The organism is Bradyrhizobium sp. AZCC 1721 (assembly GCF_036924715.1).
Taxonomy (GTDB): domain Bacteria; phylum Pseudomonadota; class Alphaproteobacteria; order Rhizobiales; family Xanthobacteraceae; genus Bradyrhizobium.
Genome location: NZ_JAZHSB010000001.1, coordinates 3,664,341 through 3,678,107, shown reverse-complemented (window position 1 = coordinate 3,678,107; position 13,767 = coordinate 3,664,341). Strand labels below are relative to the sequence as shown.

The following is a 13,767-nucleotide window of genomic DNA, read 5'->3' as shown; positions in this document are numbered from 1 at the left end:
CAACGGGCGTGCGAGGTAGGTCTGGAAACTCTGACGAATGGTAGTCTCTTTCTTCCGGCGTGGTGATGTGAATGTCGTAGCACCCAGTTTGCGACATTTCGCGAGCCTTCTTCAGCGCAGCCTCAGGGGTCTTCCTGCGATGCAGGATTTCACCCTCCTTGCACCTTGCCTTTATCGAGAAACTCATTTCTTCTTTTTCTTGTTCTTTTTGTTCTTCTTCATAACTTCGGCCTGAGCTCTGAAGGCCTGGGCCAAAGATTTCATTTGATCAGCCACAAACTCGTCAGCCGCGTTCGCCGCTGCGCGTTCTCCGGTGACCGCCAGCTGACGGATTGCTTTGGTCATCTTCACAAAAGCTTAATTGCCAACCTTGCGCGGGGTTCCAAGCGGCAATGGAACCCTTGCGGTTCGGGGCTCTGCCGCGCCCTACGGTTCTATCGGGCCTCAACGGCTGGCGTATTTTTCGATCTCTGCATTCCAATGAATGGCGGCGTTCTTCGCTTCCGCAAACTGATTGTTGATTAGAAACGTGCCCACCTCGTGGAGGTAACCGGCAAAGTGCTCGCCATCGTCGCTTAGCTGCATGACCTCTGGCGGTGGAGCGGGTAGCCCAGCGCCACGCGCCCGATTTAATAAGGCTTGCAGGTCCGGCATGCGGTCACTTATGCACGTCGGCCACCGTTGGTTAATCTGGCCAGCGCGCTCAACAATGAAGTCTGAAAATTCCCTCAGATCGTATCCCAGCAGTGCAAGCTCCGCTTCCCTTTCGGCACTTCTGCTGCGAAATAACGCATCAGCCCAAAGGCCGATCGCCAATCCGATCAGGAAAGTCAAAGCTGGATAGAAGAACCAGTGTTCCGTGACTGCAGCAGCTTTGGCGAGCGCCCACTGGAGACCCTTTGTGGGGTCATCGAGATATCCAATTCGGTCTCCCCATTTTTCAATGGCTTTGGCAACCAATATACCGACGCCAAGAGACCCCAGGATCCATAGGCTTGCCTTCCTTGCCCCAGATCGCCAATTCATCGGACACTCCGCTGCACCGAAGTTAGCTGAACGCCGATAGGTGGCAAGCCAGCCTAAACAGACCGGCGCGAAAAAGCCGCCGCTGGAGGACAGCGACGGCTCTACGCATTACTACCCGCGAGGATGTCTCGCCGCGATTAATCAGATGCTATTCCCGCGAAGTTAACGAACCCCGGTTCGAGAGGACTACACGCTGTACAGATCACTTGAGGATGAACTCTTGCTAAAGCCAAAGAAGGTCGATCCGAGCCAAGAGCGTAGCTCTCTAACGCGCAACCTACAGCAGGATTTGGAGCCGGAGCCGCCCGTGTCGACGAGGCTCATCGAAGCGGGGAAACCGTTCAACGAAGTTGACAACTGCAGGATTGCAATTCGCAATTTTCGCGCAATTGCGACAACAGCTCAACGGGTAAATTCTATCAACGAAAAGTCCTATCAGGAGGATGCCAAGAGCTATTTGCGCGCCGCTGGCTTTGCGAGAGAGGTATGAAATTCCGGCCGTTTTCGAGCCGGTTCAGAGACATTGTGCGCATCCAGTAGGAGAATTTCTTGCTGTCGAGCCGGCGTAGCGTATTACGGCCCGCGCACGCCGGAACGTTTGAGCTCGCAGAGAGTCGTAGAGGCGTCGATCCCGCTTTTGCTGTTGGATCGAACATGGAAAAAGCGGCCGCCTATGCGATCTCGGCCTTCATCGTCGGCTTCGGTCTTTGGATCCTTATTGCCGGCCTAAGCTCCAGTGCACCCGCATTGTGGATTTGCGCTGGTCTCATCCCCATAGTGATCGGGCTCATCAGTGCTTTCGGCCCAACCTAAAATCCATCCCCTTTCGGGGCGCTTCGGCGCGTGGATAGCGGGGAGATGTCCTCCTGCACATTTCGGACATAGTCCCGCTCAACCTATAGTGGCCGCCGGATGCTCCCTCCGGAGTGCACAGCGATGAGCCACGGTACCAATCGATGGACGTCTGATGAATACGAAATCGTACGCCGCTATTCCGTGGCGGAGGCGATCAAGCTCTTACCTCACCGCACGGAAGCCGCGATCAGAACTGCTCGAAGAAATGCAGGAGCCGGTGCACCGCGCCGACCTTGGTCCAAGAGTGACGATCGAAAGCTTCTAAAATACGCTCATGAACCAGTGTCGATCGTTGCGCGCAGGTTTAAAGACCGCACCTGGTCTGCTGTGAAAAAAAGCGCTATCTGTTGTCGGGCTTTCGAGCGCCACCGGTCGCTTGGGAGACCACCGACGTGGCCCGACTCAAATTACTGTGGCCGACCGGCAAGCGCGCAGTCGATATGCCGGCACGCTGAAGCTGGAGGATCTCCTTACGCTGCCTTCCGACCTGAACGCGCATGCGCGCTATTTCGGAACGGACGTGATCTAGGCCCATAGCTCTCCTTCGATACTCTCTGGATTGTTCGAAAAAGACCTTCGGCCCGGCGCCCGAGCTGGTCGTAGAGCCGGAGCCGCCTGAACAGGGTCTCGATTTCACGATCGGTCGTCATTTGGCGATAGTACAAAACAAGAACAAGATGACAAGCCGCTACCGATAGTCTTGGATAAGATGGAACACCCAAGATCATTGCCCGAGTAGATTTATTGCCTTTGTCCGCCTCGTTTGAGGATCCAATACCGCTTCCCGATGGTCGGCGGCTCCTCACGTTGAAGGATGCCGCTACCTACATGCCGCTACCTACATCATGAATCTGCCGAAGGCCGAGCACTCAGCGCCGGAATGGCAGGCGGCGATGGAGGCGCTAATCTTGGTTGCGGAGAGCGGCGGGCCGACGATGCTGGCCCGTATCGGCGTCATGCGGGCGTTAAATCGTCACGTCGAGCGGGTCTTCAACGCCGATCGCAAAAGTCATCACTGGGGCAGGCGCAAACTGAAGAGAGACCAATGACCGTCTTTGTCTACATCGACACCAGCAAGCAGGTTGGCGATCCCGAGCACATCAAGGTGTTCGCCACAGGCTGCTGCTTTCCAATTCCAACTAGCGGAGAGCGAAATGGCTGAAAGGATCGATGTTGAGGTTACCGGCAAATCGCAGTTTGAAGTCGCCCACGAAATGGCGAGGTTCATTCTCATCAATATGGAAGGGCGTCAGGTGAAAAGCATAAAGCGGCATGAGTTCTTGCATTTGGTAGCTGACTGCATCGAGGCCTTGCGGGGCATCAAGGTCAAGGAGATTATCAGCTAAAGAGTGAGGCTGGCACTCCTTGGGCTGAATGCAGAAGGAGGCTCTGATGCGCATTCTGGCCTTGGCGATTTTAACGATCGGGATGGTCTCTCCGGCGACTGCCCAGATGTACGATCCGGCTTATCCAGTTTGCCTGCGCCTGTACGACCGGACCATCTATTACGAATGCAGCTACACGTCGCTGCCCCAATGCAACGCGTCGGCATCGGGCCGATCGGCACAGTGCGTCATCAATCCATATTTCGCGAGTTCGCAAGAGCCCGTGGGCTATCGGCGGCATCGCCGGGTCTACTAAAGTGAACCGCATTGGCCGCAGGACCGCTTATGCGATGCTGGTGACTTTGGTGCGGGCGATCGTCTGGCAAATCCTAGGATCGCTTTAGGAGCCATCGCCAGGGGGATGTGATTGAATCGCGCTTAGTTAAGGCGCGTACCATGAATACCCCGGATCAAGACATCGTACTGCGGGCTATGGAGGATGCCAGGCGCATCCTCGGGGAATACATCGCACCTGGCCCGCGCGACGCCACGGCAACGGTGCACCGGCTAAGGTGCCACGCCAAGGGAGTCCCAGCCCGGTTCGGCCGGTCCCGGAGGTCCGTGCAGGGTCCTGGGGTTCTTGAAGTGGCTCCCCCGCCTTGTCCATCTCCCCGCTTGGGACTTCACCCGAGTAGCCCGGCCTTCCTGCCCCGAACACGAGCGCCCCGGCGCCGGCACATCGATGCCGTCCAGGATCGCCAGCGAGGGCACGGAGAGCGACATAACGTGACCCCCACTGCCTCAGGTCCGGGCGTCAGGTAGGCGGCCCGGCGCCCGACGCTTCCGGACGACACACGCCGGGCCTTGCCACCGCCGGTCCCCCCGAATGGCTAATTCAGAGCGCGCCTAGGCGGCCGCGATGCCGGCGGGCCTAATCGCCTTCGCACGGCGCATGCCCGCTTACTTGATTTCGGCTTCGGTGCCTTGGTTCGGCACGACTACAAACGGCCGCCCTCGCTCAATTCGATTATGGTGGCCCTACTGGCTCGAGCCGTACTTCAGAGTACCTAAAGCCAGGAGTAACAGTGGGCGTTTCGTAATTTGGTTGTTGGCCGTTGGTGTAGACAGTTGTGAAAGTCGCCGAAGCTCGGCCCAGTGTCGCGGTGTAGTTTATATCAACTGAGGTGTTCACGCCGGCGACTCCATTGTGAAAGCGCAAGATCGTGTCCAAGCCGAAGTAGTTGTAGGAAGTCCGGGCAGTGACTTCGGGGATAGCTGACTGAATAGCGGCCAGACTCAGGCCGAATGAAGTGCCTGTTACTTCGCCGGGGTACAACAGATCTGTTGGACCATAGATTTTAAGACCTACCCTCACCGTAGCGGGGCCGGGACCGGGCAAGTTGTTATTTCCGATTACAGCCGAAACCTGCAGCAGTAATGGGTTGAATGGCACGGTGCCCACGTTCGCGATTCCGCCGCCTTGGTAATGGTCTCCTCCGTTGGGGGCAATACGGAATTGTGATCCATCCTGGCTGGAAAGATGAGGGCAAATTGTACGGTGTTGCCCCACGGCAAGAGATTCCGCACCAGCCAGTACAGCCGTGTCAAGTAAGCGGAACCGAAGAAATTCCAGAGATGCCAGCGCTTTAGCATGGCCGCACCTTTTTCGGGGCCGCGATCTTACCGGACCGCAAAAGTTAGCTTTAACCCTGTCATTCGGCAATTCCGCTGCGCGCGCGAGCGCTGATCCTCGTTGCGGAGAAACGCGGTCCAACGATGTTGGCCCGGATCGGCGTCATGCGGGCGTTGAACCGTCACGTCGAACGGGTCTTTGATCCCGATCGCAAGAGTCATCATTGGGGAAAGCGCAAGCTGAAGAGGGATCAATGACGAATGTCTGGATATACGTCGATACCAGCAAGGAAGTTGGCGACGTTGATCACGTCAAGGTCTTTGCGAGCCAAGATGTTGCCGAAGCCTGGTTTAAGGAGAACGATCCGGAAGACGTGGCGTTCGAGTATGAGCTCCTCGAATGAAAGAGGCCGCCAACTGAGGCGGCCTCATCACAATCGAAGTTATGGTCCATTACTTTTTACAATTCGCAGCAGAACAATATTTGGCGTCCTTGGCACGTGGTGTTCCGGCCCTAGAACAGGTCCCCGCTGGACACAGCACTCCCTTGTCGGTGCATACTCCTCCCGAACAGTTGCCCTTGCCGTCCATCCGACCTGCTGAAGCTGTAGTCATTGGAACCACAGAACTTAACAATACCAGCGATAATGCCACGATAAAAATTTTCATTCTTTCCTCCAAAAAAGCTCATTGCGAGCACGGGCCATAATGGCAGCAATCGCGCATTTGTTAACAGTCGATCTAGGACACTAGCAAAATCAGGATACCGGGGCCTGAATACGGACAGTACCAGCGCATGGGTGACGCGAGCGGCCCCGGCAATACGCAACGCTCCGGGGCCGCCGCACCTTGGAGAAACCCCCGGCTTGGGGATGTTGCCGGGGGTGTGCAGACTAGACCTCAATCGGACCGATCGTCTGTACGGCCGGTGACAAAGGGCCGTCCGCGTGAACCACCTGCCTGCGCCGCGAATGAAAGAGGCTGCCTGAGTTCGAGGCCTCTTCGCGAAGGCTCTGCGCACAAATCGAAGCGTCCGTAAGACTCCGGATGTGGCTCTCAAATTAGACGAATCCTGTTGAAGCTGCCGTCTCCCCTCTTCACAATGAAGTATTAGTATTGGTTAGTGAGGGGTTTTCTAAATGCCTTCTCTTCAGCCGCGCATTGATATTCAGCAACGAATTGACGCCTACTCCATCCTTCTGACGCAGCGCGCCGAATTGGAGTTGTTGCGCGAGTTGGTCAGGCAAGCGCAGGTAGCGGCTGCGCTCGATCGAAAGAAAAAAGAGGCCCGCCTAGCGTGAGTAAGCGGGCGGCCTCAGTCCTCATGGCCTAAAGAGCCCCATCTTGGCGAGACACATGCCAATCCGCATGGTGTGTCTCGGGCGAGATTCCGCCCAAGCCCTTGGGCCGTTTAGCGACTCGCTGGATCGTGGCGATGGCCCTGCACTTCAGGCGCGTTGCTCCCGCGAAAGAGGAGCTGGAGATATGGAGCGCGAGCGAGCGCGGCTTCTCATTTGTGATTAGTCACGAGAGTACCACTGGTCCTGGACTTCACGGGCGGCCTGGCTTTGTCGCTTCCTGGCGCCCCATCAATCTCAACCGGCCTGCAATCAAGGTAGGCGGATCACCCTTTAAGACGTTTGCCGAAGCCGAGAAGGCCTGTGAGGCCATGCTGGCGCACCTGACCAAATAGCTTCGGATTCCCAGCACGGTCCGGCCGGTCCGCCGGAGAAATAACACATGTGACCTCATCTATCGGACTGTCACGAAGCAGATGGAATAGGCTTGATAGGTTCGGTGTTGTACGGGGCGTAACCGACGTTTGTGGCGTGCAAGGTGCAAACATGGAACAGTCAATCGGGGTACATATGCACCGCCTTGAGCAAGTCTCCAACGATCTTAAGAACCGAATGGCCGAAATTCAGAAGCTCAGGGAAACGGTAAGATCAGCGGAGGCTGCAACACGCGGTCAAGAGCTGCCCCATTTGGCGTCGTCAGATAGCCCTTCGGCAATGAGCTGGGTTTCTCACTGATCGGTCTTGGGGTTGCGAGACTTCGTCCCTTCGCCCGACGGTCGATTGAGTGTCTGCAGTCTACGCTCGATCTCGGCCTTCTTGGCCTTCAGTTTTTCGCTGAGGACATCTTGCATTAGTTCGCGGAGTTCAAACAGCTCATCGATCGTCATAGAATCCCACTGAGACTTCCAATCACTCACCAAGTCGTCCCCGCGATCATGAAAAGCAGTGTCGATGGATGTATGGGAGTTTTGGCAATACAGGGGTGAACGAGAGATTATGCACACCGCAGAACTACGGAGCTAACGCTTGGCACAAACTGCACATTCGTCAGAATCCACCGGCGTAAACCGGCGCATTTAAGAACGGAGAGTCACAAGGGCCGTTCCTGCTTGGCGCCCGGTCAGCTTCCCGGCTTGGCGCATTGGAATGGCGGCCCCATATTTAATTTCGGAAATTAATTACACCACACTCGACTACCCAACGCGAAGCCGCCCGTGATCCGGGCGGCTTTTGTTTGCCGGTATCGCCCGGCGCCCTACCTCGCCGCAATCGCGGCAATGAACAGCGCGCAAGCCGCTGTCGATGCGACCGTCCGCACGTGGTTCCACCACGTCCAGTCCGTCAGGTAGCGCGCCCACAGCGAGGCGGCCTCCTGGCTTCCAGGATCGGCCGCGGCAAGCGCGTTGTTCAGGGGCACGTTGAAGACCATCGTCACCACGAACATGCCGAGCACATAGAGCATGCCGCCAGCCAGCATCGCCATCGCTCCGGGCTCGCTCCAGCGCAACAGCGCGGTCACCGCCAGCGCCGCACTCGCCGCCGTCGTTCCCAGGAAAATCGGCATGAACAGCGACTGCACGATCGTGACGTTGATTGCGTTCATCGCCGCGATGCCGGAGGCCTGTCCGATCCGGCCGAACGCCGTCATGATGAAGGTCGAGAATGCGAAGTAGAGGCCGGCGAGCAGACCGCAGCCGATGGCGCAAAACCACAGCAGACCGGCGATTAACATCTGCAGCATGATCATGCCCTCCAGACACCGGTTGCGGCGGTTCGGCGGGCATAATCGGAAAAGTCCCGCGCCGGACGCCCGAGCGCCTCCTCGACGCCGTGTGCGACGCCCGAATTGCGCCCGTCGAGCACGACGGTGAACAGTTCCAACATCAGTTCGATGACGTCGTCCGGCATATGGGGCCGCATGCCGGCCGCAAAATCTTTCGCCGCGATCTGCCGGTATCGGACCGGGCGGCCGACGGCACCGGCGATCTCGGCGACCGCTTGCGCGAACGTCAGCGCGCGTGGTCCCGTCACCTCGTAGACCTTGCCGGCATGACGCCGATCCGTCAGCGCCGCGACCACGACTTCGGCGATATCCTCGGCATCGACAAACGGTTCGGGCACGGCGCCGGCCGGCAACGCGATTTCGCCGGCGAGCACGCCTTCGAGCAGATAGCCCTCGGAAAAATTCTGATCGAACCAGCTTGCGCGCACGATGGTCCAGGGAACGCCGGATTGCTGCAGCGCTGCCTCCGCCCGCTGCGCGCCCGGCTCGCCGCGCCCCGACAGCAATACGACGTGCTCGAGCCCATTGTTGCGCGCCCGCCGGCCCACTTCCGCGATCGCATCAGCGGCACCTTCGACGGCAAGGTCCGGCTGGTAGGTGACATAGGCCATCGAGACGCCGGCCAACGCGGCCGGCCACGTCTCGGGCCGGGTCCGAACGGGACAGGTGTCGAACGTGATACCGGCCGAAAAGCCGGACAGAAGGTGGCCGCAACGGCTGCGCCCGTGTTGGCGCGGCTGGTCCCGACCCAACAGCGCAGCCGCGAGCGGTTCGAGAAAATCCTGCAATGCGCGGCAGAGCTGATGGCCGAGAAAGGCAGCGAAGCCTTCCGCATGAGCGACGTCGTCGAACGCAGCGGCGTGCCGTTCGGCTCGCTCTATCAGTACTTTCCGGACAAGACCGCGATCATCGGCACGCTCGCGGAACGCTACAACGCGATCGGCCGCGATTGCGTGCGGCGCGATCTCGCCGTGGTCAGGGCTGCCCGGGATCTGCACCCGGCCCTGTGCCGCATTACCGACAGCTACTATCGGATGTTCATGGAAGTGCCGGTCATGCGCGACATCTGGCAAGCGACGCAGGCCGACCGGGCGCTGCAAAAGCTTGACGAGGAGGACGGCGTCTATCTCGCCGGGTTGCTCGGCGACACCCTGCGGCGGATCGCACCCGATGTATCAGCAACTGCGCTGGCCTCGTTTTCCCAACTGATGATGACGCTGATCGCGGCGACCGTCCGCCATGCCATCACGCAGGACACAAAGGAAGCCGCCCGCATCCTCATCTTGTTCAAGCGGATGCTGCCGAAGAATCTGGCGGCGCTGGAGATGTGAGAACGTCGGCGGATGCCGTACCGCCCTGCCCTTACCGCTCGAACACCGCAGCGCAAGCCGGGCTCAGGCTCGCCTTCTGCCGGCGCAGGCATGCGGTGATCGGACGCGCGTTCGGGATCTCGCCGGCACAGAGCCGGTAGACGTCGGGCGTGCAGGCCCGGCGCTGTTCGGGCGTGCCTTGCTGGGCATTGGCCGCACCGCTCGCCATCAGCGTTAGCAGGAAGCCGAGCGTCGAAGCCCGGCGGGAACGACAGAGAATAGCCGCACCTCGCGCAAACCTTGCCTTCATGACCCGCGTCTCCCTGGACCAGGCCCCGCCTTGACCAGGCGGGCGTCATCCAAGCCGAATACGCGAGTTGAATTCTGCAAAATGTGATTTTTCTCACACGCGCCGCGCGTGGGCGGACCTAGTGTTTGCGTGGAGAGTTCAACACTTTAGTAACCAGCTTTGCCGCGGCCGCCGGATCGATAAAATTCGAACGATCCGCTCAATCTGGGAACAAAATACTTTTGAGATCATCGCCTCTGGAACCCGGAGAGCGCGATGAGCGAAGTTGAATACGATCTGCTGCTGGAAACCGTGCAGACGGCCATTGCGCCAGCCCCGGAGGATGATTTCGTGGTCCAGACTCAGCGCCTTTATCCGTCGCCGCGCGCCGCCAACGACAATGGAGTCTCTTGGCCGCTGGTTCCGTTTCCCGAGGGCTGGCACGCGGCCTGCTGATCGCGGCCGGCTTGTGCGGCCTCTCATATAATCGGTCTAAGTCATTGATTATATGAATGGAGGCCACGACCAGAATTGAACTGGTGTACACGGTTTTGCAGACCGTTGCGTAACCACTCCGCCACGTGGCCCCATCGGGCGCACTCATATACGCCCCGCCCCGGATAGGCAACCAAGCAGCGCAATTCCTGCCTGCGCTGGTTAGCAAACCGACACCGTTCGAAAAGGGCCGCCTCCTCAACCTCCAGACGGATCGCCAAGACGATTATTCCGCAGACCCAGCTTGGCGGTCCTTGCGCGGATGCCCCCTACCGTCCGCTTCATTTCCAGCGCGATCGCCCTCGGGGGCTTGCCGCTCCCGATCAGCGAGCGCAGCAGCGCATCGTCTTCCGCAGTCCATTCGGCGCCGCTCAGTTGAAAGCGATCTTCGCAGCCCGTTTCCTTGGCCGGTACCGCAAACCGTTCCCAGCCCAGCGTCTCATGGAAAATGACGACAAAGGCGATCCAGAGAACGATAGCCCGCCCTTCGGACAGGGCGGCGGATTTGAGGTGTTCCGCGCTGAACGTCGCGGGCCGCAAAGCGTCCAGCGCAGGCCAGATCTCTGAAGCGATCGAATTGACGAAATAGACGTGCAGCGACACGAAGGGGCCGGCGGCCATAGCGCCGATCGCTGCGATCAGCCAAAGCGGCAGTCTTCGCCCGGCTGTTTTGCTCACCAATTGAGTGGCGAGGCCGGTCAGGCACCAGGGCACAATGGCGAGCGAGAGAACATAGAGCGTCGCGCCGGCGCCTCCCATGGTGGCCGCATGCGGTCCGAGAACGACCGAAAGCATTGCCAACACGATCGGAACGCCGCAGAAGAAAACGAGATCGATCAAAGCCTGCTTCGACAGGCGCCAATGCGCCACAAGTTCCATCGCGTTGCTCCGCTTGCATCCGACGCGTCAGTCATAGTGCGAGCGACGGAATGGAGCAACGTGTGTCCGCAACATCCAACCTACCTGGCGCGGTCAGGCCGCGCAAACAAATAGCGGACGCGGACGGCGCACCACCGTCGCCGCGCCATCCAGACATCGTGCACTGCTCAGCCCCGCTCCACTGCCTGAAGCCGCCGCCGTGCAACGGCGGGGTCGAGCGAGCGCCGCAATTGCTCCTCCAGTTCATCAAGCAGGAAGAAGCTGACGTCATCGACGGAGCCCTGGCCCTTGGCGAAGGGCTGTTCGAGCAGCCGGATCAGATACAGGACGTAGACGAACATGTAGGTGATGAATCCAAACAGCAGGGCCGCTGCCGGATCACCCTCCGTCTTCAGCAGGAGCAACAGGACGATGATCGAGAACACCAGTGTTTGTACGAGCACATGCACCGATGGGACGAATTCGACGCGCTGGATGGTGTAGATGCGAAGCAGCACCCTGCGGATCGCATCCTGATTGGTGCGAAGACGTACGACGAAATTCGCAGCCATGCCCATGCCCTCCAGTCGACCGAGGATGGGCGTCAGCTTGCTGAGCTCGTCGAGCACGGGGGCAATGTTCTTGTGGTCGTAGGCACGGTCCAGGCCTTCGCGCAGCTTTGCAATGATCCCGATCAGGATCAGCCGCGCTTCCCTGAGATTGAAGCGCTCGTTGGTCAGTGCGAAGCATTCCAGATCGCCGTCGATGGCTTCGACCGCGGTGCGCAGTGCCGTCGGAATTTGTTCGGCTTCCTTGTAATCCTTGAGAATGCTCGACAGCAGGAAGCCGATAATGAATATGGCGCCACCAATGCCGCTGGTCACCAGCCCGTTGAGCTCGAGGAACTCGAATCCGAAATAGTGAACGATTGCCTTGGCGCCGCCGAGTAACAGGACGATGATGCCGACCGTGAAGAACAGGCGGAATTTCTTTCGCAGGCTGATTTCGGCGCCGCCGAAAGGGAGATGCGAGCTGATCGAAGACGACAATGCGCGAGTATCCTTTCCTGGAGAACGTACAGGAGACAAGTTCCATCCGTTCAATTGCAGAATTTGCGGCTCGAATTCCGATGACTTCGAGGGCGGTGATCCCCCGACGCTTTTGTCATCTCGAGCCTTGCGCGTATGTACCTGAAGACGAGCCGCGCCGAGGCGCTCGACTTCGGATACAGTCGACGCAGATAATCCATGAAGCCTGCAAATGGATCCCCGTTGCCCGCCGCGGCGTTGGCGACATATCGCCACAATGACACAGGGGCTTGGACGGGTCTCGCAATAGGCCGCGATCCGGATTAGCGGCCAGCCAGTAAAAAACAGCCTGAAGCCGCCGCGCCCCGGTTGCGCGATTACAACAGCATGCTGATGGCCACGACGATGAACGGCGCGGCCACCAGCAAGACCGGCCACAGCCGGAACATCAGGCGACGAGACTACTACCTGCAATCTTCTTCTTGAGCGTCTCGCAGACGGTGCGGACTTCGGACGTCATCAGGGAACAATCCTCGATCTGCAGGAAGTAGCGCTTGCCTTCTTCGCGATAGTTCGCAGCCAGTTCCTTGATCTCGGACACCATGGCGTGAACGCCAGCCACCATCGCCTCACATCGTTTGGCGGCGTCGGTTAGTTCCACACCGAGTGCTTCAATCTCTTTCACTGCCGCATCATATTCTCGGACCACAGCTTCGGCCGAGAGTTTGCCGACCTGATTGACCCCTTCCTTGTGCTCGACATAGTCGGGCATCGGGCCTTTCGGCAACGGGTGGTCATCGCTGTGGGGTAGTTCTCGGATAGCGGGCGCTCGCCGGGCGTTGTAGATGAGAGTGCCGATTTCCCCTTCGATTTCATCAGCGTCAAGCAATGGAGAACGAGTGAGAATTTCGGTGGTTAAAGACATCGACTTTGCTCCAAATTGTTACGCGGAGAGCCGAGAATTTATCATCGTCAATGGGAATGTCATCCTTGTCCACAGATCGCTATGTATCCTTGCAGACATTGGAACCGACGCGGTGGTATCATGGTCATGACGTTTTTGCGGGGCCAACTGCACATTTTGGGATCCACCGACCTCGTCGACGCAGCTCTTGCTTGAGAGTCCGGAGTTAGGCGCGCTTGCGCCGTCGATAGTCCCGCTTCTTCGGCTTTGGCGCCAGTTCCGGCATCTCCGCCTGAACTTCCCGATACCGTGCCAGCATGCGATCGAAGCTGGCGTTGAGTGTCTGCGCGATCTCGGGCCGCTTCTCGACCCCGGCGAGCAGCAGGCCGGCGGCCTCGATGGTGGAGAGGCCGTCGCGGCGTGGTTCCTTGCGGAGTTTGCCGTAACGCGACGGGCGCTTCGGACCCAGAATGATCCGCTGGCATTTCAGCATCCACGCGTTACGCCACCACAGCGCCTTGGCCTGACTCCATGTGCCGTCCAGCAGCACGACGCCTTCGATGTCGGACAGGATGGCGCGCTGGTGCGGCTCGACCTCGCCCTTGCGGTTGATCGCCACGATCTCGGCATCGGTGTCGAGATCGCTGACCTTGGCCGAGCCGAGATAGAGCACCGCCCAGCGGGAGGGATCGTCGATCTTCCGTCCCAGCGCCTTGGAGAGGCTCGGCCAGGACAGGCCGATTTTGACGACCGCGTCCTTGAAGTGCATCGCCGTCAGCCGCGCGGTACCGAGCGCCCTGTCCTGCTCCTGCGGGTGCTGCAGGATCAGGAGCGAGATCTTGCTCTCGATCGGCCTGACGCTGTCGCAGATGCAGAGCGGCAGCGGCTTGCCGCAACGCGGACACTCCGGAACGGCCTCCACCGCGGTTCCGGCCTCGGAACTGGATTGGTCTGACATCCGCCC

General features: G+C 59.2%; 18 protein-coding genes, 1 tRNA gene and 1 pseudogene. 9 read left to right on the top strand and 11 right to left on the bottom strand.

The annotated features are described in order from the left end of the window. Positions 1-183: 183 nt before the first annotated feature. Both V1273_RS17535 and V1273_RS17530 read right to left on the bottom strand, forming a co-directional pair. Positions 184-345, bottom strand: coding sequence for a hypothetical protein (locus tag V1273_RS17535; protein ID WP_334410368.1), 162 nt, complete (start codon positions 343-345; stop codon positions 184-186). A 99-nt stretch (positions 346-444) separates the two neighbouring features. Further along, positions 445-1,026 carry a hypothetical protein gene (locus V1273_RS17530; protein WP_334410366.1) on the bottom strand — a complete coding sequence of 194 codons (582 nt, stop codon included), beginning with the start codon at positions 1,024-1,026 and terminating at the stop codon, positions 445-447. A 220-nt stretch (positions 1,027-1,246) separates the two neighbouring features. Here V1273_RS17530 and V1273_RS17525 point away from each other — a divergent pair, with 220 nt between their 5' ends. The 7 genes from V1273_RS17525 (at position 1,247) to V1273_RS17495 (ending at position 6,139) form a co-directional block, all read left to right on the top strand. After that, positions 1,247-1,516 carry a hypothetical protein gene (locus V1273_RS17525; RefSeq protein ID WP_334382236.1) on the top strand — a complete coding sequence of 90 codons (270 nt, stop codon included), beginning with the start codon at positions 1,247-1,249 and terminating at the stop codon, positions 1,514-1,516. Between the two features lie 164 nt (positions 1,517-1,680). Continuing rightward, positions 1,681-1,839 carry a hypothetical protein gene (locus tag V1273_RS17520; RefSeq protein ID WP_334382237.1) on the top strand — a complete coding sequence of 53 codons (159 nt, stop codon included), beginning with the start codon at positions 1,681-1,683 and terminating at the stop codon, positions 1,837-1,839. Positions 1,840-2,726: 887 nt separating this feature from the next. After that, positions 2,727-2,930: a hypothetical protein gene (locus tag V1273_RS17515; protein WP_334362506.1), complete on the top strand. Its 204-nt coding sequence runs from the start codon at positions 2,727-2,729 to the stop codon at positions 2,928-2,930. Between the two features lie 105 nt (positions 2,931-3,035). Beyond that, positions 3,036-3,227 carry a hypothetical protein gene (locus tag V1273_RS17510; protein ID WP_334362505.1) on the top strand — a complete coding sequence of 64 codons (192 nt, stop codon included), beginning with the start codon at positions 3,036-3,038 and terminating at the stop codon, positions 3,225-3,227. A 46-nt stretch (positions 3,228-3,273) separates the two neighbouring features. Beyond that, a complete protein-coding gene (locus V1273_RS17505) occupies positions 3,274-3,522 on the top strand; it encodes a DUF3551 domain-containing protein (RefSeq protein WP_334382240.1) in 249 nt (82 codons plus the stop codon). Between the two features lie 1,570 nt (positions 3,523-5,092). Continuing rightward, positions 5,093-5,242 (top strand): hypothetical protein, encoded by a 150-nt coding sequence (locus V1273_RS17500; RefSeq protein WP_334410364.1) that lies wholly within the window; start codon positions 5,093-5,095, stop codon positions 5,240-5,242. Positions 5,243-5,977: 735 nt separating this feature from the next. Continuing rightward, positions 5,978-6,139 carry a hypothetical protein gene (locus tag V1273_RS17495; protein WP_334410362.1) on the top strand — a complete coding sequence of 54 codons (162 nt, stop codon included), beginning with the start codon at positions 5,978-5,980 and terminating at the stop codon, positions 6,137-6,139. 725 nt (positions 6,140-6,864) lie between these two features. On the opposite strand, the gene V1273_RS17490 is transcribed toward V1273_RS17495, so the two are convergent. The 3 genes and pseudogenes from V1273_RS17490 to V1273_RS17480 form a co-directional block, all read right to left on the bottom strand. Beyond that, entirely contained in the window at positions 6,865-7,023 is a 159-nt protein-coding gene (locus tag V1273_RS17490) for a hypothetical protein (RefSeq protein WP_334362497.1), read from the bottom strand. Between the two features lie 368 nt (positions 7,024-7,391). After that, complete coding sequence (locus tag V1273_RS17485) at positions 7,392-7,877, bottom strand: anthrone oxygenase family protein (RefSeq protein ID WP_334362496.1); 486 nt, start codon at positions 7,875-7,877, stop codon at positions 7,392-7,394. 2 nt (positions 7,878-7,879) lie between these two features. Beyond that, a pseudogene (locus V1273_RS17480) lies at positions 7,880-8,560 on the bottom strand (NmrA family NAD(P)-binding protein); the annotation flags it as partial. A 63-nt stretch (positions 8,561-8,623) separates the two neighbouring features. Between V1273_RS17480 and V1273_RS17475 the strand changes: the two are divergent. Next, positions 8,624-9,250: a TetR/AcrR family transcriptional regulator gene (locus tag V1273_RS17475; RefSeq protein ID WP_334410360.1), complete on the top strand. Its 627-nt coding sequence runs from the start codon at positions 8,624-8,626 to the stop codon at positions 9,248-9,250. Positions 9,251-9,281: 31 nt separating this feature from the next. On the opposite strand, the gene V1273_RS17470 is transcribed toward V1273_RS17475, so the two are convergent. Continuing rightward, a complete protein-coding gene (locus V1273_RS17470; RefSeq protein WP_334410358.1) occupies positions 9,282-9,539 on the bottom strand; it encodes a hypothetical protein in 258 nt (85 codons plus the stop codon). A 255-nt stretch (positions 9,540-9,794) separates the two neighbouring features. Between V1273_RS17470 and V1273_RS17465 the strand changes: the two genes are divergently transcribed. After that, positions 9,795-9,974 carry a hypothetical protein gene (locus V1273_RS17465; RefSeq protein WP_334410356.1) on the top strand — a complete coding sequence of 60 codons (180 nt, stop codon included), beginning with the start codon at positions 9,795-9,797 and terminating at the stop codon, positions 9,972-9,974. A gap of 57 nt (positions 9,975-10,031) precedes the next feature. Here the strand turns inward: V1273_RS17465 and V1273_RS17460 are convergent. From V1273_RS17460 to V1273_RS17440, 5 genes are all read right to left on the bottom strand, one after another. Then, a tRNA-Cys gene (locus tag V1273_RS17460) sits at positions 10,032-10,105 on the bottom strand. Positions 10,106-10,211: 106 nt separating this feature from the next. Continuing rightward, positions 10,212-10,892 (bottom strand): hypothetical protein, encoded by a 681-nt coding sequence (locus V1273_RS17455; protein WP_334410354.1) that lies wholly within the window; start codon positions 10,890-10,892, stop codon positions 10,212-10,214. A gap of 167 nt (positions 10,893-11,059) precedes the next feature. After that, positions 11,060-11,920, bottom strand: a complete 861-nt coding sequence (locus V1273_RS17450; protein ID WP_334412230.1) for a hypothetical protein — start codon at positions 11,918-11,920, stop codon at positions 11,060-11,062. Positions 11,921-12,347: 427 nt separating this feature from the next. After that, positions 12,348-12,824: a hypothetical protein gene (locus V1273_RS17445; protein ID WP_334362488.1), complete on the bottom strand. Its 477-nt coding sequence runs from the start codon at positions 12,822-12,824 to the stop codon at positions 12,348-12,350. Between the two features lie 205 nt (positions 12,825-13,029). After that, on the bottom strand, positions 13,030-13,761 hold the full coding sequence (locus V1273_RS17440) for a tRNA-uridine aminocarboxypropyltransferase (RefSeq protein ID WP_334410352.1): 732 nt from the start codon (positions 13,759-13,761) through the stop codon (positions 13,030-13,032). Positions 13,762-13,767: the final 6 nt, after the last annotated feature.